The sequence below is a fragment of the uncultured Phycicoccus sp. genome, from assembly GCF_947495705.1.
Taxonomy (GTDB): Bacteria; Actinomycetota; Actinomycetes; order Actinomycetales; family Dermatophilaceae; genus Phycicoccus.
Genome location: NZ_CANLZR010000016.1, coordinates 32,320 through 48,165, shown reverse-complemented (window position 1 = coordinate 48,165; position 15,846 = coordinate 32,320). Strand labels below are relative to the sequence as shown.

The following is a 15,846-nucleotide window of genomic DNA, read 5'->3' as shown; positions in this document are numbered from 1 at the left end:
TCGTCACCACCCGCGACGGCACCTGCCGGATGTGGGGCTGCACCCGAGCCGCCGACCACACCGACCTCGACCACACCAGACCCTGGCCCACCGGCACCACCACACCCAAGAACCTCATGGCGCTCTGCCGGCGACACCACCGGATGAAACAACAGGGCCGCTGGCGCCCCACCCTCACCGACGACGGCACCGTCACCTGGACCAGCCGCACCGGCACCGTCCGCACCACCGAACCCACCCACCGCGAGGTACTGACCGGGCCCGTGTGACGCCACAATGCACCCGGGTCGGCTTGCCCACTCTTCGCTCGTGTGCCCTCATGCCAAGAGCCGGGTGGGCGGCGCGCGACCGAGGCGGGAGGTGAGCGCTCCCGCCGGGGCATCCTCGCAAACGTGGCCCGCTGCGGTGCTGCCGTCGCTAGCATCACCGTTCGTGCTCCCCATGCCGGACCCCGAGCGTCAGCGACGCCTGCAACAGGCGATGACGACGTTTTCGGTCCAAGGCCAGATCACCCCGCTGGGCCCCTACCAGTTTCAACTGCACATCCCCGGATCGCAGGTCCCGCATGTGCTTTACCTGCTGTTGTCGGTCCTCACGCTCGGGCTCTGGCTTCCGGTCTGGCTCTTCCATGTGATGATCGCTAAGGGCGACCGGCTCCACGTCATCGCGGTCGATGAGTATGGCGGGGTCTGGCATGACCGCACCGTGTGGTGGCCGCCTCCAGCCGTCAGGCCCTGAGTGGCCCCGGGGTGTGCAGATACCCCCGCGTCACCGTCTGGCTCGGGGCGTGCAGTCACACCCGCGCGGCCGTCGGGCTCTGAACGCGGTGGGCGCCGTGGCGGCAGGACACGTCGGGGACGAGCGCGGGCACGGGGTGTCGGCGGGCCGGGCCCCGGGGCCCTAACGAGCGCACCGCGTTCCCCCGCCGCGTCGGTCTCTGACGGCTCCCCCACCCGTCAAGGATCCTCTACGCAGCTAAGCGCCCTTGACCGGCTCCCCCGCCGCTCAACGACCGCCGCTATGGGTCGACGCCCACCCCTGCCCGTCCCGGACGAGTTGTGTTGCTAGTTCAAGTGAAGTCGTGCTCATGTCTCGGTGGGCCCTTCCGACCTGGGCAGGTCCGGCAGTTGCGGCAGCGCTACATTGGCAAGTCGGGGAATTTCGTCTTCCGCAAATGGGCGGGCAGAAATGACAAACTCGCGCGGGGTCATCCCCGGGACTCCCTGCGCCCAACCGTACAACTCGAATCCAGCTACGGTCGGGGCCACCATGAGTAAGGTCTCGTACGGACTGTCGTTGACCCCACTCTGCGTCCCGAGAGTCTCTTTCGTGCCGTATGCGTGGTTGTCCTCAAGGAGACCGCTGCGGATCAGCCCAGTGATGCTGTGGTTCAGCGCTTCGGGGAACTCGACCCCATGCCCGAACACAAGCGCTGAGACGAATTCCTGCAGATGCACGAACATCTTGACCTTCCGCCGCTCCGTGTCGAGCCCCAGTTTCAGGTCTGTCCGGCCCTCCAGACGACAGGCCCACTCACGGTACAAGAGAAAGTGGGCCCGGATTTGAAGGCTGCTCATTGTTGCCAGCAAACTAGACCAAACGACAGCACGGTCATCTTTGCCTCCAGGCGTGCTTCCTGCAGCGAGGACCCCGCCCAGGTATTCCACCATCAGTTCATCGTCGCTGTAAGACCCGTCATCCAGAATGCTCCGCGCTACCCGTGGCGGAACGGAACGTCCCTCTTCCCCGCCCCCCTTACTCGCCGCATTCTCAGCGATCTTTTGAACGTTGCCCACCCGATAGGCAGTGAACCTCCGGAGCGCCTCGCCGATTTCGTCCGCCGAAGGCCCAAGCACTCGCGATATGAGGCGCCCTGCTTCCTTGGCCCCTTCTTCACCGCCCGTCGCGATCGCCTTTGCGATGGCTGCCCCGGTGATTGGTTCCACTCCGTCTTCCCCTTCTACGTTCCCCATCGCGCCACGCTAGCAGTGGGGATATTGGGAGTTGGTGGGGTTGCCGGGCTAGGTGCGCTGCGCCCTCAACGCCCGTCGAACAGCACAACGCCGTCACGCAGCGTCAGCAGACACGTCGGCAGCGGCAGGCCACCGCCGAGCACCGGCAGCCCGGACGGCTCCGGCTCGGCCACGGACCAGGCGGCGAACGAGGCCGGGGCCCCGACCCGCAGCACTCCCCCGTCGTCCTCGGCCGCCAGGGACCAGCCGCCGCGGGTGTGCGCGTCGACCGCCGTGGCGGAGTCGAGCCGCTGGGACTCGTCGCGGTGCTCCACGGCCGCGCGGATCGCGGCCCACGGGCCGAACGGCGTGACGGGAGAGTCCGACCCGAAGCCGAGGCGGACCCCGCCGGCGGAGAAGCCCACCAACGGGTTCGTCGCCACGCCGCGGTCGGGCCCGAGCCGTTCGGCGTACATGCCCTCGCGCCCACCCCAGTAGGCGTCGAACGCGGGCTGGACGCTCGCGCCGACACCGAGCCGCGCCATGACCGCGATGCCGGCCGCGTCGACCATCTCGGCGTGCTCCAGCCGTGGCCGCGACGCCCGTACGGCCTCCGCACCGACCAGCTCGGCGGCCTGCGCATACCCCTCGAGCACCAGGTCCATCCCGGCGTCCCCGATGACGTGGAACCCGCTCTGCACCCCCGCGGCGGCGCAGGCGGCCACGTGGTCGCGAACCGCGGCGACATCCCGGTAGGCGGTGCCACGGCTGCCCGGTGCATCCGCGTAGTCCTCACGCAGCAGGCAGGTGTGCGACCCGATGGACCCGTCGATGTTGAGGTCGCCACCGAGGCCGTGGGCGCCGTGCAGCGCCGCGAGCGCCCGTGCCTGCTCGGGGTCGGTGACCTCCTCGGCCCAGTAGCCGACCGTCGCGGGGAGGTCGGGGCGGCGACCGAGGTCGAGCACGTCCGCGAAGTCCTCGGCGGAGGTCAACAGCGGGCCGCCGCACTCGTGGACGGCGACGATGCCGGCGGCGGCCGCGGCCCGCAGCGCGGCCTCGATGTCCGAGCGCCGGTCCGCAGGAGCCCGGGAGGCGTCGAAGGCCGCCCGCGCCGCGTTCTTCGCGGCCCGGACGAGGAACCCCGACGACGACCACCCGTCGAGGTCCGCCGCGCCGGACAGGTCCACGAGGGCCGAGGACACGACGGCCGAGTGGCCGTCGATCCGCGAGGCGTAGACGACCGCGCCGCCGCTCGCGCGATCCAGCTCGACCGAGGTCATCGCCCGTTCGCGGGTCCAGTCCTGCTCCTGCCAGCCGTGGGCGAAGACCGGGCGGCCGGGAGCCACGCGCGCGGCCTCGGCGACGAGGTCGAGCGCCTCGGTGACCGTCCGGGTCCCGGCGAGGTCCACGCTGCGCATCCCGAGCCCGGTGTGCGACAGGTGCGCGTGGGCGTCGACGAAGCCCGGCAGGACCAGGGCGCCGTCGAGGTCGACCACGCCGTCGACCGCGCCGAGGTGCCGGTCCGCGTCGATCTCGGCGCCGAGCCAGGCGATGCGGCCGTCGTCGCCGACGACGAGGGCCGTGGCGCGGGGGTGTTCGGGGGTCCGGACGCGTCCGCGTCGGTAGAGGGTGGTCGGCACGCCGGTCACTCTAGGTCGAGCGGCGTACCGTCGTTGGCATGCCGTTGCCTCGCGCCGTCACGCGGTTCAACAAGGCCGTGCTCAACAAGGGGATGATCCACGTCGCGGGCCATGGCCCCTTCGTCGAGCTCGAGCACGTGGGCCGCCGCACCGGGCGGCACTACCGCGTCCCGCTCAACGCGTTCAGGTCCGGCGACTCGCTGGCGTTCGCGCTGACGTACGGGTCCGGTGTCGACTGGCTCCGCAACGTCCGCGCCGCCGGTGGCTGCCGCGTCCGAATGCGCGGCGAGGTCCTCGAGCTCGGGGCGCCACGGCGGCTGCCGACCGACGTCGGCCTCGCCAGGATGCCGGCACCGGCCCGGGTCGTGCTCCGGCTGGCCCACGTCGAGGACTTCGTCGAGATGCCCGTGCTGCGGTCGCACGGGCGGTAGCCGTCAGCCGTCGGCGAGCCGGGACTCGAAGAGGGCTCGCACGGCGGGGGTCCGGCGTAGCAGGCCCACGGCGTACTCGGCGTGCCCGGGCACGTAGCCGTTGCCGACGAGCATCCGCACGTCGGCGGCCAGGCCCTCGGCCCCCAGCGCCGCCGCGGCGAAGCTCGTCGCCATCGAGAAGTAGATGATCGTGCCGCCCTGTGCCGTCGCGAGGACGGCCGGCTGCTCGCAGCCCGGGACGTCGACGCACACGACGGTGATGTCGGCCGGGCCCCCGGCCGCGGCCACCGCCTCCGAGAGGCCCAGCGGGGACCGGGCGTCGGCGACGACGACCTCGTCGGCCAGCCCGGTGGGCCGCAGCAGCGCGGCCTCGGCCTCCGTAGGGACGACTCCGATCCGTCGACCGGCGCCCGACGCGGCGGCGGCGGCCAGCGACAGAGAGCCCGACTTGCCGGCCGCGCCGAGGACGGCGACGCTGGGCGCACTCCCCCGCTCCAGGTACTCGGTGACGACACGGGCCACGAGCGCGGGGGCACCGCAGACGTCCATGACCATGAGGGCGAGGTCGGCCGACAGGTCCTCCGGCAGCCGGGCGGCGATCGAGCGGCCGAAGAGCACGGCCGTCCCCGCGGCGGGGACCCGCTCGGAGCGCCCGTCCCACCGGGCGAGCGCGTCGGTGATCGTCAGGGGGGTCAGCGACAGCGACACCAGGGTGGCGACCCGGTCCCCCTCCGCGAGACCGAGCGGCGACTCGGGCCCCACCTCGGCCACGGTCCCGACGAGCATCCCACCGGAGCCCGTCACGGGGTTCTGCATCTTCCCGCGGGCGGAGACGATGTCGAGCACCTCCGCGCGGACGGCCGCGCCGTCGCCGTCGTGCTTCTCGATGAGCTGGCGGAAGGACGCCGCGTCGAGGTTGAGGGTCTCGACGTCGATCCGCACCTCGTCCGGCCAGAGCTCGGGCCCCGCGTCCAGGACCCGGGCGGCCTGGGGCAGCGACGCACCGGCCGGGTCCAGCACCCGGTGGATGCCGACAGGTGAGCTGGGGGTCGAGCGCACGAAATCCTCCTTGTCGAGCGACACGCCGCCGCAGGACTTGCGGCCCAAAGGTGTCACGGGCGTCATCCATCCCGTATCCTGCCACGCATGGCACCGAGCATCGAGCAGCCCTATGCCTACCAGCGGCAGGAGCTCGTCGAACCCGACTGGACCAGGATCCCCGGCTGGCGTGACGTCACGTCCGCCCAGTGGGAGAGCGCGCAGTGGCAGCGCGCCCACTGCGTGAAGAACGTGGGACAGCTGCGCGACGTCATGGGCGACCTCCTCGAGGACCGCTTCTACGCCGACCTCGAGCGCGACCAGGCCGAGCGCGCCACGATGTCGATGCTCGTGCCCCCGCAGATGCTCAACACGATGGTGCCGAGCACCGGCACCCCGGCGCCGGCGGCCGGCGCCGCCTACACCGAGGCCTTCTACGCCGACCCGGTACGCCGGTACATGCTCCCGGTCTTCTCCGACCGCCGCACCGACTGGGCCAGCCACCCGTTCGCCACCCGCGACAGCCTGCACGAGCACGACATGTGGGCGGTCGAGGGCCTCACCCACCGCTACCCGACCAAGGTCCTCGCCGAGATGCTCCCGACGTGCCCGCAGTACTGCGGCCACTGCACCCGGATGGACCTCGTCGGCAACTCGACCCCACAGTTCGCCAAGCTCAAGCTGGCCGGCAAGCCGGTCGACCGGTACGCCGCGATGCTCGACTACCTCCAGCGCACCCCGGGCGTGCGCGACGTCGTCGTCTCCGGCGGTGACGTCGCGAACATGCCGTGGAAGAACCTCGAGGGCTTCCTCGACAAGCTCCTCGACGTCGAGACCATCCGCGACATCCGGCTCGCCACCAAGGCGCTCATGGGGCTGCCGCAGCACTGGCTCCAGCCCGACGTCGTCGAGGGCGTCGCGCGGGTCAGCGCCAAGGCCCGCTCGCGGGGGGTGTCGCTGGCCATCCACACCCACGTCAACAGCGCCGGCTCGGTCACCCCGCTCGTCGCGGCGGCCGCTCGGGCGATGCTCGACGCCGGGGTGCGCGACGTGCGCAACCAGGGCGTCCTCATGCGCGGGGTCAACGACTCCTCCAGCCAGCTGCTCGACCTGTGCTTCGCGCTCCAGGACGAGGCGAGCATCACCCCGTACTACTTCTACATGTGCGACATGATCCCGTTCTCGGAGCACTGGCGGCTCTCGCTGGCCGAGGCCCAGGAGCTGCAGCACCACATCATGGGCTACCTGCCCGGGTTCGCGACGCCGCGCATCGTCTGCGACGTCCCCTTCGTCGGCAAGCGCTGGGTGCACCAGGTGCACAGCTACGACACCGAGAAGGGCATGTCGTACTGGCAGAAGAACTACCGGACCTCGATCGAGGGCGACGACGCCGAGGCGCTCTCGCGTGAGTACGTCTACTACGACCCGATCTACACCCTGCCCGAGAGCGGGCAGGAGTGGTGGCGGCGCAACACCGACGTGGAGGGCGCCCACAAGGCGGCCCTGGCCGGTGCGGTCGCCAGCCGCGAGGCCTCCGCGGCCGACCTCGGCTGACCGCCGGTCGTAGGCTCGCGGTCATGGCCCGCCGAGCCCCCTCCGGGACGCCCGCCACCGTGGCCCTCACGGCGGCGGGTGTCGCGTTCACCCAGCACCCGTACGAGCACGACCCCGCCGCGCCCTCCTACGGGCTCGAGGCCGCCGAGGTGCTCGGTCAGCCTCCTGAGCAGGTCTTCAAGACCCTCCTCGTCGACACCGGGGCCGGGCTCGCCGTCGGCATCGTGCCGGTGGCCGGCCAGCTCGACCTCAAGGCGATGGCCGCCGCCCTCGGGGTCAAGAAGGTGACGATGGCGGACCCCGCCGCCGCCGAACGCTCGACCGGCTACGTCGTCGGCGGCATCTCCCCCGTGGGCCAGAAGCGTGCGCTGCCGACGGTGCTCGACGAGACCGCCGCGCTCTTCGACGTGGTCTACGTCTCCGGCGGCCGGCGGGGTCTGGACCTCGGCCTCTCCCCCGCCGACCTGCTCCGGGTCACGGGCGGCACGCTCGCCGACATCGCCCGGTAGCGCGCGGTCAGCGGTGGGTGTCGGCGGCGGCCTGGATGACGGCGACGTAGCCCGCCCAGTACGCGTCGTCGCCCATGTCGGCGCGGTCAGGGCCTGCCTGGCCGTCGATGAGCTCGCGGATGATCTCGGCGTGACCGGCGTGCTGGGCGGTCTCGGCGGTCACCCGCACCACGAGGTGCCCGAACGTCGTCTGCCGGGTCTCCGCCGGCCACCACGCGGGGGCGGCAGGAGCATCGAGCGGGAGCTCGGCGAGGGCCGCATCCGACCGGCGCCAGGCGTCCCGGTACAGGTCGAGGACCCACTCCCGGCTCTCGTCGGCCCGGGCCCACATGTCGCCCCCTTCCCACACCGAGCCGTCCTCGTTCCACGGCAGGGCCGGAGCGGGAAGGCCGACCGACTCGCTGAGGTAGCCGAGCTCGACGCCGGCGAGGTGCTTGACGAGCCCGAGCAGGTTGGTGCCGGTCGGGGTCATCGGCCGGCGGACGTCGTACTCGGACAGGCCGTCGAGCGTCCGCAGCATCGCCTCGCGGGCGTCCTGCAGGTAGCGGTGCAGGTCGGTGGCGAGCCCTGCCGGGATGCTCACTCCCACGGGGTCGACAGGACGACCGTGGTCCGGGTGGAGACGTTGGCGGCGCCACGGATGCGGCCGATGAGCTCCTCGAGGTCGGTGGGGGCGGCGACCCGGACCTTGAGGATGTAGTTCTCGTCCCCGGCCACCGAGTGGCACTCCTCGATCTCGGAGATGTCCTGGAGGCGCTGCGGGATGTCGTCCGGGGCGGCCGGGTCCAGGGGCGTCACCGACATGAACGCGGTGAGCTCGCGCCCCAGCTCGCGGTGGTCGACCTTGGCCGTGTAGCCCTTGACCACCCCGCGCTCCTCGAGGCGCCGAACCCGCTGGTGCACGGCGGACGTCGACATGCCGAGGGCCTTCCCGAGGTCGGTGTAGCTGATCCGTCCGTCCTCCGTCAGAAGGTCGACGATCCGCCGGTCCAGGTCTTCCACGCTCGTGAGCCTAGTGGGTGGCTCCCGTCCGGTCAGCGCCACGCCGGTAGAGGCGGTGCGCCCACTCGGGCGCGACCCGCAGCACCGAGCGGCGCACCTCCACGGGGACGGTGCGGCGGACGAGGTCCCGCAGGTCCCGGGGCCGCCGCGGAGCGTGGGTCGGGGGGAGCGCCACGCGAGGGACCCGGGCGGTCGAGCCGACCACCGGCGTGACCGGACCGGCCGGCTTGCGGCCGAAACCCCACTTCCCCACCTCGTGGCACTGCTCGTAGCCGCCGCCCTGCATGAGCAGCTCGAAGACGAGGCGGACCTGCCCGCTGTCCCGTTCCTCGGGGCTGAGCCGCTTGACCCAGGTCTTCTCGCGCATCGAGTCGCTGCCGCCGAGGGTCCAGTCGAGGTCGTCCAGGACCATCCAGCCGCCGGGCACGAGCAGCCGGTCGGCGAGGTGGAACGCGAAGCCGGTGGTGTCCCAGGTGTGGCCGCCGTCGATGTACACGAGGTCGAACCGTGGCGTGGGGTCCTCCCGGAGCAGCTTCATCATCTCCCAGGTGAAGCTCGTGTGCGCCATGACGGGCGTGATGCGCTCGCTCAGGCCGGTGCGTCGACCGAGCTCCCAGATGTTCGGGTCGCGCCGCTCGGCGTCGGTGCGGTCGATGGTCGTGACGTGGCCGCGCTCGGGGTCGACCTCCTCGACCGCTGCCGCGAGGTAGCAGGACGACTTGCCGTGGGCGAAGCCGAGCTCGAGCACCCGGGCGAGCCGGTGCTCCACGACGAAGTCGTACATGACCCTGGCCTGCGCGCTCGTCATGAAGCGCGTCCCCGTCAGGGCCGAGTCGACGGTGCTGAAGTCCACGTGTTCCTCCCGGTCGTATCGGACCGAGCAAACCACGTCCGCCGGCGTCACGGCGGTTTGCGCGCCGCGAGTCGCCACCGAGCCACGACGGCATAGGCTCACGGCATGCCGCTGGACCCCGGTCGCCCGACGAAGCTGCTGCTCCTGGACTCCGCGTCGCTGTACTTCCGAGCGTTCTACGGGGTGCCGGACCAGCGCAAGAGCCCCGACGAGACGCCGACGAACGCGCTGCGCGGGTTCCTCGACATGATCGCGACGCTCGTCACCGCGCACCGGCCGACGCACCTCGTCGCGTGCTGGGACGACGACTGGCGGCCGCAGTGGCGGGTCGACCTCGTGCCGACGTACAAGACGCACCGGCTGACGACGGGCTCGGCGACCGCCGAGGAGAGCCCCGACGACCTCACCCCCCAGGTGCCCCTGATCCGCGACGCCCTCGCCGCCGTCGGCATCCCCCGCCTGGGCCTGGCGCATCACGAGGCGGACGACGTGATCGGGACGCTCGTCGTGCGCCACCTCGGCGTCATGCCGGTGGACGTCGTCACCGGGGACCGCGACCTCCTCCAGCTCGTCGACGACGCCCACGGCGTCCGCGTCCTATACACGGGCAAGGGCGGGGTCCGCGACCCCGACATCGTCACCCAGGCCTACCTGGCTGAGAAGTACGGCGTGGGCAGCGGGGAGGCCTACCTCGAGATGTCCGTGCTGCGTGGCGACACCAGCGACGGGCTTCCCGGCGTCAAGGGCATCGGCGACAAGACGGCCGCGGCGCTCATCGCCCAGTACGGCTCGATCGCCGGTCTGCGCGCCGCCGTCGACGCGGGAGACCCGGCGATCAAGGGGGCCAGACGCACCAACCTCGAGGCGGCGGCCGCCTACCTCGACGTCGCCCCGCAGGTGGTCCGGGTCGTGCGCGACGCCGGCGTCCCGGACGTCGACCTGGCGCTGCCGGCGGAGGTCGCCGACCGGCTGGCCCTCGACGAGCTCGCCGCACGCCACGGACTGGAGAACCCCGTGGCCCGGCTGCTCACCGCGCTCGGGCTCGGCTGACCCGGAATCGCGCGTCAGTCCCAGAGGCAGGCCGCGGGCTCCCGGCACTCCGAGACGACCAGCCCCCCGTCCTGCGCCACCACGTACACGGTCAGGCGCCGGGCAGGGGCCGCCGAGCCGCGCGTCTCCGGTTGTGGGGGTGACAGCACGGCGGTCAGCGACCCCGGGCCGGAGGCCGTCGCGGCGATGGGCGCGACGAGCCCCTCCTCCCCCGACCACTGGACCGCCGTGTCCGGCGGTACCGCCACCCCGCCGTCGCCGTGCACGGTGAAGACCATCGGGTCGGCCGGCGGTGACGAGGCCCCGGACACCAGGCCGCACAGGACCACGACGACCCGCCCGTCCTCCACCGGCTGACGCCAGTCACGGACGGCGAGGGCGGCCGGCCAGTGGTGCTCCCACTCGACGACGGGGCGCGTCCGCAGGCACTCCGTGGCGTTGGTGGGCGGCCACGTCTCCGGGTGCTGGGGCCGTGGGGGCCCGCCGTGGGTCGCGCAGCCGGACACGGCCACCAGCAGCGCGACGGCTCCGGCGACCCCGGTGCGTGGGGACGACCCGCAGGCCATGGAACAAGTCTCAGCCCGTCCGTCGACAGGGGTCAAGCAGGGGCCCTCAGTCGAGGCGGTCCGCGGCGACGACGCCGCGCATGACCGCCCGGACGGCCTGCCGGGCCGTGCGGCGCAGCTCGGTGTCGGTCGCGGCGTCCCCGATCTGGTCGAGCAGGTCGACGAGCTGCTTGCACCGCCGGACGAAGTCGCCGGCGGCGATGTCCTGGCCGCGCAGCACGTCGTCGAGCCGGCCGCCCGAGGCCCAGCGGTGCACCATCCACGCCATGCCGCCGTCGGGCATCGACGTCGTCGGCAGGTCGTGCTCGGCCTCGAGGTCCTCGATCTCGGACCACAGCCGCTCCATGGTCTTCACCGCATCCGCGACGTCGTCGGTGGGCATCCGCGGGGCGACGTCGGCCTCCTCGTGGCGCGGCTCGTGCACGAGGGAGGACACGGCGGCGGCCAGCCCGGCGGCGTCGAGCCGCTTCCACACGTCGTGTCGCAGGCACTCCGCGGCGAGCAGGTCCTTCTCGGTGTAGAGGCGGCGGAGCCGCTCACCCCGCTCGGTGACGACGGTTCCGCCGTCGGCGAGGTAGCCGAGCCGCTCGAGCGCGTCGCAGATCCGGTCGAAGGTCCGGGCCACCGTGTTGGTGCGGCCCTCGACCCGCCGCTGCAGGCCGGTCGTCTCCCGCTTCAGCCGCCACCAGCGCTCGGCCCAGCGGGCGTGCTCCTCGCGCCGGGGGCACTCGTGGCACGGGTGGTCCTTCAGCTGCCGCCGCAGGTGCTCCACCCGGGCGGTCTCGGCGGCGGTCACGTCGGCCCGGCCCCTGCGCGAGGGGGCATCCTCGATGCCACGTGGCGTCGCGATCCGCAGCGACGTCGCGAGGTCACGCCGGGCCTTCGGTGACTTCGGGTTGAAGTGCGGCGGCACCTTGACCTGGGCCACCGCCTCGACCGGCTCCGGGACGTCGACGAGGGTGAGGCGACGGAACTGCTTGTCCTCGGTCACGACGCCCGGACCCATCGGGGTGCCCTTGGCGGCGCGCGCCGGCTGGACGACGACGGCCCACCCGGCACGGCGGCCTGCCGGGATGCGGATGACGTCGCCGATCCGCAGCCTCTCCATCGAGACCGCCGCCTCGGCGCGCCGGGAGGCGGCCCGCGACTTGCGGCCGTCCTTCTCGGCGTCGGCCAGCTCGCGCCGGATCCGGGCGTACTCGCGGAAGTCGCCGTAGTCGCAGTGCATCGCCTCCGCGTACCCGTCGAGGCCGTCCTCGTTCTTTCGCAGCTGGGTCGCGATCCCGACGACGGCCCGGTCGGCCTGGAACTGGGCGAAGGAGGTCTCCAGCACCTCGCGGGCGACCTCACGCCCCACCTGCCCGACGAGGTTGACGGCCATGTTGTACGTGGGGCGGAAGCTCGAGCGCAGCGGGTAGGTGCGGGTCGAGGCGAGACCGCCGACGGCCATCGGGTCCATCCCGCGGGTCCACTGGACGACCGCGTGCCCTTCGACGTCGATGCCGCGGCGCCCGGCGCGGCCCGTGAGCTGGGTGTACTCCGCCGGGGTGATGTCGACGTGCGCCTCGCCGTTGTACTTGACGAGCTTCTCGAGCACGACGGTGCGGGCCGGCATGTTGATCCCGAGCGCCAGGGTCTCGGTGGCGAACACGGCCCGGATCCGGCCGTCGGTGAACAGCTCCTCGACGATCTCGCGGAACAGCGGCAGCATCCCGGCGTGGTGAGCGGCGAACCCCCGGCTCAGCCCCTCGACGAAGTCCCAGTACCCGAGGATGCCGAGGTCCTCGTCCTCGAGGGACCCGACGCGCTCCTCGACGTGGCGGCGGATGCGGTCGCCGTCGCGCTCCGACACGAGCCGGGTCCCCGCGGCGAGCAGCTGCCCCACGGCGGCCTCGCAGCCGACCCGGCTGAAGATGAAGGTGATGGCGGGCAGCAGCCCCTCGCGCTCGAGGTCCTCGACGACCTCGGCCCGGGTCGCTCCCCCGGCCGGCCGGCTCCCCCGTGCGAAACCTCGCCCACCCGGCCCGCCGCCGGGGCCGCGAGGTGGCGTGCGGTCGCGACGGTTGCGTCCGCCCCGCCCCGCCGCGGCACCGCCGAGCCGGCGCGCGTCGTCGGTGAAGCGGCCCAGCTGTTCGGCGCCCCGGATCGCGTGCAGCAGATCGGGGTTGACCCGGTTGCCGGCGAACAGGTCGAACATCGTCGTGCCCACGAGCATGTGCTGGAAGAGCGGGACCGGACGGTGCTCGGAGACGACGACCTCGTGGTTGCCGCGGACCTCCGCCAGCCACGCGCCGAACTCCTCGGCGTTGCTCACCGTCGCGGACAGCGACACGACCTGCACGGACTCCGGCAGGTGGATGATGACCTCCTCCCAGACGGCTCCCCGGAAGCGGTCGGCGAGGTAGTGGACCTCGTCCATGACGACGAACCCCAGGCCGGTGAGGGTGCGCGAGCCGGCGTACATCATGTTCCGGAGGACCTCGGTCGTCATGACGACCACCGGGGCTTCGCCGTTGACCGAGGAGTCGCCCGTCAGCAGGCCGACGTTCGCGGCGCCGTGGGTGCGGACGAGGTCGTGGTACTTCTGGTTCGACAGGGCCTTGATCGGCGTCGTGTAGAACGCCTTGCGCCCCGTCGCGAGCGCGAGGTGCACGGCGAACTCGCCGACGATCGTCTTGCCGGCGCCGGTGGGCGCCGCGACGAGCACGCCCTTGCCCTCCTCGACCGCCTCGCAGGCCCGGAGCTGGAACTCGTCGAGCGGGAAGTCGAGGGCGGCGGTGAAGCGCCCGAGCTCTGCGCGTTCCCGTGGGTTCCGGGCCGCGGCTGCGGCATACCGCTCAGCGGGACTGGGCATGGGCTCAGGCTACGTCAGGGGTCACGCCAGGACCGACAGCGCGCCCGGGACGACCTCGAGGTCGACCGGGAGCGGCGCGAACCGCTCGCCGTCGGCGTAGGCCACGATGCCGCGCGCCTCGAGCCGGACCGTCCGGGCCCGGACGATCTCGACGGCCGGGTGACCCGTGTGCGCCCCGGTGAAGACCTTCGGGAAGACCCGGAGGAACTCGTGGACCGGGATCCGGTGCAGGACGAGCACGTCGAACAGCCCGTCGTCGAAGGCCGCGTCCGGGGTCACCCGCATGCCGCCGCCGTAGGCGGGCCCGTTGCCGACCGCGACGAGCATCGCGTCGGTGTCCATCCGCTGCCCGTCGAGGGTGAGGACGTACGGGAGGGGACGGAACACCGGCAGCTCGCGCATGATCGCGAGGTTGTAGCGCATCGGCCCCTTCGGCCACCGCCACTGGTTCGCCCGCTCGTTGACGACGGCGTCGAACCCGGCAGCCAGCACCCCGGCGAACCAGCGCTCCTCCCCCGCCGCCGTGACGAGCCGTCCCGCGTCGACGGGGCGGGTCCGGCCGTGCAGGATGCGCTCGACTGCCTTCGCGGCGTCGCGCACCGGCAGCCCCAGCTCACGGGCGATGTCGTTGCCGGTCCCGGCGGCGATCACCCCGAGCGGGACGTCGGTGCCGGCGCACAGGTTCGCCCCCAGGTGGACCATCCCGTCGCCGCCGGCCACGACGATCGCGTCCACCGCCCGGTCGGCGATGGCGGCGCGGCCGTGCTCCAGGGCGCCGCGCGCGTCGGCGGCGGACAGGTCGAGGACCTCGGTGCCCGCCGCCCGGAGCAGCGTCAGCGCCTCCAGTCCGATCCGGCGGCCACTGTTCCTCCCCGACGTCGGGTTGACGATGAGCCCGAGCCGGGTCACAGCTCCGAGGCTTCGGTGTCGTCGACGTCGAGCCACTCGGGACGCTTGGCCGCCTTGCGCTTGTCGAGCCAGCGGCAGAGCAGCCAGGCGCCGAAGTACAGGAGGGTCAGCGGCGCGGCGAAGACGAACATCGTGAACGGGTCGGCGGTCGGGGTCGCGACGGCGGCGAAGACGAAGATGAGGACGACAGCGACGCGCCACCCCTTGATGAGCCGCGCGGCCGGCATCACGCCGATGACGTTGAGGCCGACGAGCACGACGGGGAAGAGGAAGCCGATGCCGAAGACGAGGATGAAGCGGGTGACGAACGCGAAGTACATCGACACCTGCTGGATGTTCGAGGTCCCCGCGGGGCTCAGCCCGTAGAGGATCGACAGGCTCTGCGGCAGGATCGCGTACGCCAGCGCGCACCCGGCGAGGAACAGCGGGATCGTCGCGGCGAGGAAGGCGAGCGAGACCCGCTTCTCCTTGCGGGTCAGGCCCGGGACGATGAACGCCCACACCTGGTAGAGCACGACCGGGCTCGCGACGATGAACCCGACGAAGATCGACAGGCTGATGAGGTTGGACAGCGCGGACGTGGCCTCGCCGAAGTTCAGGCTGATGTCGTTGTCGGGGTTGGCCCGGGCGTACTCGTAGAACGGGTCGGTGAGGAACTCGAAGACCCGGTCGTAGAAGACACCGGCGACGACCGCCGCCACGAAGATCGCGGCCGCCGCGAAGACGAGCCGGCGACGGAACTCACGGAAGTGCTCCGAGAGGGTCATCCTGCCTTCGGGGTCGCGAGGACGACGACGCGGTCGGGCCATGGAGGGGGGTGTCGGTGGAGGCGTCAGGCGACGGGGCCGGACTGGTTGTCCGTCTTCGGCGACTTCTCGTGGACGGCGTTACCGGTCTCGTCCGGAGTGACGACGTCCTCGACGGCGCGGTCCTGGGTGATGGACTCACCACGGACGGTCTCGGTGGACGCGGCCGACTTGTTGGCCTCGTTGTCCTTCTTCATCTCGTCGACCTCGGACTTGAACACCCGGGCGGAGCGGCCCAGGCTGCGAGCCGCGTCGGGCAGGCGCTTCCAGCCGAAGATGAGGATGATCAGCACCGCGATGATGATGATCTCGGTAGGTCCGATGCGGCCCATGGGTGTCCATCTCCTTCAGAGATCGATGTCGGTGGTCAGTCTACGCGGGCCCAGCGCGGCATCCGCGCTGCCCGGCGTGCGGAGCGGGTCGCGACCTGGTCGGCGCGACGTCGCCGATACTCCTCGCGGAGGCTGTGCGGGTCCTGCGTGACGGCTGTGCGCGACTCGGCTGCGTCGCGGAGACGCTCGGCGTGGGTGTCGAGCTCCGCGAGCACAGCCCCGGCCCGGGACACCTCGGCGCCCAGCGCCTTCGCGCTCCGCCAGGCCGTGCGCGCCCGGAGGCCGACGAGCAGCGCGCCCCCGAGGACGAGGACGCCCCACAGGGCCACCCAGCCCCACCACGGCAGCAC

At 72.3% G+C, this 15,846-nt stretch carries 18 protein-coding genes; 6 read left to right on the top strand and 12 right to left on the bottom strand.

What is annotated here, in order from left to right; genetic code table 11:
• Both Q0963_RS16335 and Q0963_RS16330 read left to right on the top strand, forming a co-directional pair.
• Positions 1-269, top strand: a 269-nt coding sequence (locus tag Q0963_RS16335; protein WP_299448112.1) for an HNH endonuclease signature motif containing protein, incomplete at its 5' end; no start/stop codon positions are given.
• Positions 270-432: 163 nt separating this feature from the next.
• Positions 433-738, top strand: a complete 306-nt coding sequence (locus Q0963_RS16330; RefSeq protein WP_299448110.1) for a hypothetical protein — start codon at positions 433-435, stop codon at positions 736-738.
• Positions 739-1,085: 347 nt separating this feature from the next.
• Here Q0963_RS16330 and Q0963_RS16325 read toward each other — a convergent pair whose 3' ends face one another.
• Both Q0963_RS16325 and Q0963_RS16320 read right to left on the bottom strand, forming a co-directional pair.
• Entirely contained in the window at positions 1,086-1,946 is an 861-nt protein-coding gene (locus Q0963_RS16325; protein WP_299448108.1) for a hypothetical protein, read from the bottom strand.
• A 92-nt stretch (positions 1,947-2,038) separates the two neighbouring features.
• Complete coding sequence (locus Q0963_RS16320) at positions 2,039-3,592, bottom strand: amidohydrolase (protein ID WP_299448106.1); 1,554 nt, start codon at positions 3,590-3,592, stop codon at positions 2,039-2,041.
• 38 nt (positions 3,593-3,630) lie between these two features.
• Between Q0963_RS16320 and Q0963_RS16315 the strand changes: the two genes are divergently transcribed.
• Positions 3,631-4,023: a nitroreductase family deazaflavin-dependent oxidoreductase gene (locus Q0963_RS16315; protein ID WP_299448103.1), complete on the top strand. Its 393-nt coding sequence runs from the start codon at positions 3,631-3,633 to the stop codon at positions 4,021-4,023.
• A 3-nt stretch (positions 4,024-4,026) separates the two neighbouring features.
• On the opposite strand, the gene Q0963_RS16310 is transcribed toward Q0963_RS16315, so the two are convergent.
• Entirely contained in the window at positions 4,027-5,148 is a 1,122-nt protein-coding gene (locus Q0963_RS16310; protein WP_299448102.1) for an L-erythro-3,5-diaminohexanoate dehydrogenase, read from the bottom strand.
• Between the two features lie 21 nt (positions 5,149-5,169).
• On the opposite strand from Q0963_RS16310, the gene Q0963_RS16305 reads away from it, so the two are divergent.
• Together Q0963_RS16305 and ybaK are read left to right on the top strand one after the other, a co-directional pair.
• On the top strand, positions 5,170-6,615 hold the full coding sequence (locus tag Q0963_RS16305; RefSeq protein WP_299448101.1) for a KamA family radical SAM protein: 1,446 nt from the start codon (positions 5,170-5,172) through the stop codon (positions 6,613-6,615).
• Positions 6,616-6,638: 23 nt separating this feature from the next.
• Positions 6,639-7,124, top strand: a complete 486-nt coding sequence (ybaK, locus tag Q0963_RS16300; RefSeq protein WP_299448100.1) for a Cys-tRNA(Pro) deacylase — start codon at positions 6,639-6,641, stop codon at positions 7,122-7,124.
• A 7-nt stretch (positions 7,125-7,131) separates the two neighbouring features.
• Here the strand turns inward: ybaK and Q0963_RS16295 are convergent, their stop codons facing one another.
• From Q0963_RS16295 to Q0963_RS16285, 3 genes are read right to left on the bottom strand one after another with little or no spacing between them, the layout of a single operon-like run.
• Entirely contained in the window at positions 7,132-7,707 is a 576-nt protein-coding gene (locus tag Q0963_RS16295; protein WP_299448099.1) for a DinB family protein, read from the bottom strand.
• Complete coding sequence (locus Q0963_RS16290; RefSeq protein WP_299448098.1) at positions 7,704-8,126, bottom strand: Lrp/AsnC family transcriptional regulator; 423 nt, start codon at positions 8,124-8,126, stop codon at positions 7,704-7,706. The genes Q0963_RS16295 and Q0963_RS16290 overlap by 4 nt, the downstream gene beginning before the upstream one ends.
• 10 nt (positions 8,127-8,136) lie before the next feature.
• Complete coding sequence (locus Q0963_RS16285) at positions 8,137-8,979, bottom strand: class I SAM-dependent methyltransferase (RefSeq protein WP_299448097.1); 843 nt, start codon at positions 8,977-8,979, stop codon at positions 8,137-8,139.
• A 105-nt stretch (positions 8,980-9,084) separates the two neighbouring features.
• Here Q0963_RS16285 and Q0963_RS16280 point away from each other — a divergent pair, with 105 nt between their 5' ends.
• On the top strand, positions 9,085-10,029 hold the full coding sequence (locus Q0963_RS16280) for a 5'-3' exonuclease (RefSeq protein WP_299448096.1): 945 nt from the start codon (positions 9,085-9,087) through the stop codon (positions 10,027-10,029).
• 14 nt (positions 10,030-10,043) lie between these two features.
• On the opposite strand, the gene Q0963_RS16275 is transcribed toward Q0963_RS16280, so the two are convergent.
• The 6 genes from Q0963_RS16275 to Q0963_RS16250 form a co-directional block, all read right to left on the bottom strand.
• Positions 10,044-10,595 carry a hypothetical protein gene (locus tag Q0963_RS16275; RefSeq protein ID WP_299448095.1) on the bottom strand — a complete coding sequence of 184 codons (552 nt, stop codon included), beginning with the start codon at positions 10,593-10,595 and terminating at the stop codon, positions 10,044-10,046.
• Between the two features lie 46 nt (positions 10,596-10,641).
• The gene (locus Q0963_RS16270; RefSeq protein ID WP_299448094.1) at positions 10,642-13,449 is read right to left on the bottom strand and encodes an RNA helicase; all 2,808 of its coding nucleotides are present in this window, start codon (positions 13,447-13,449) and stop codon (positions 10,642-10,644) included.
• Positions 13,450-13,470: 21 nt separating this feature from the next.
• On the bottom strand, positions 13,471-14,358 hold the full coding sequence (locus Q0963_RS16265) for a YegS/Rv2252/BmrU family lipid kinase (RefSeq protein WP_299448093.1): 888 nt from the start codon (positions 14,356-14,358) through the stop codon (positions 13,471-13,473).
• Positions 14,355-15,125, bottom strand: a complete 771-nt coding sequence (gene tatC / locus Q0963_RS16260; protein WP_299448092.1) for a twin-arginine translocase subunit TatC — start codon at positions 15,123-15,125, stop codon at positions 14,355-14,357. The genes Q0963_RS16265 and tatC overlap by 4 nt, the downstream gene beginning before the upstream one ends.
• A gap of 65 nt (positions 15,126-15,190) precedes the next feature.
• Positions 15,191-15,496 (bottom strand): Sec-independent protein translocase subunit TatA, encoded by a 306-nt coding sequence (gene tatA, locus Q0963_RS16255; RefSeq protein WP_299448091.1) that lies wholly within the window; start codon positions 15,494-15,496, stop codon positions 15,191-15,193.
• A 35-nt stretch (positions 15,497-15,531) separates the two neighbouring features.
• Positions 15,532-15,846, bottom strand: a complete 315-nt coding sequence (locus Q0963_RS16250) for a hypothetical protein (RefSeq protein ID WP_299448089.1) — start codon at positions 15,844-15,846, stop codon at positions 15,532-15,534.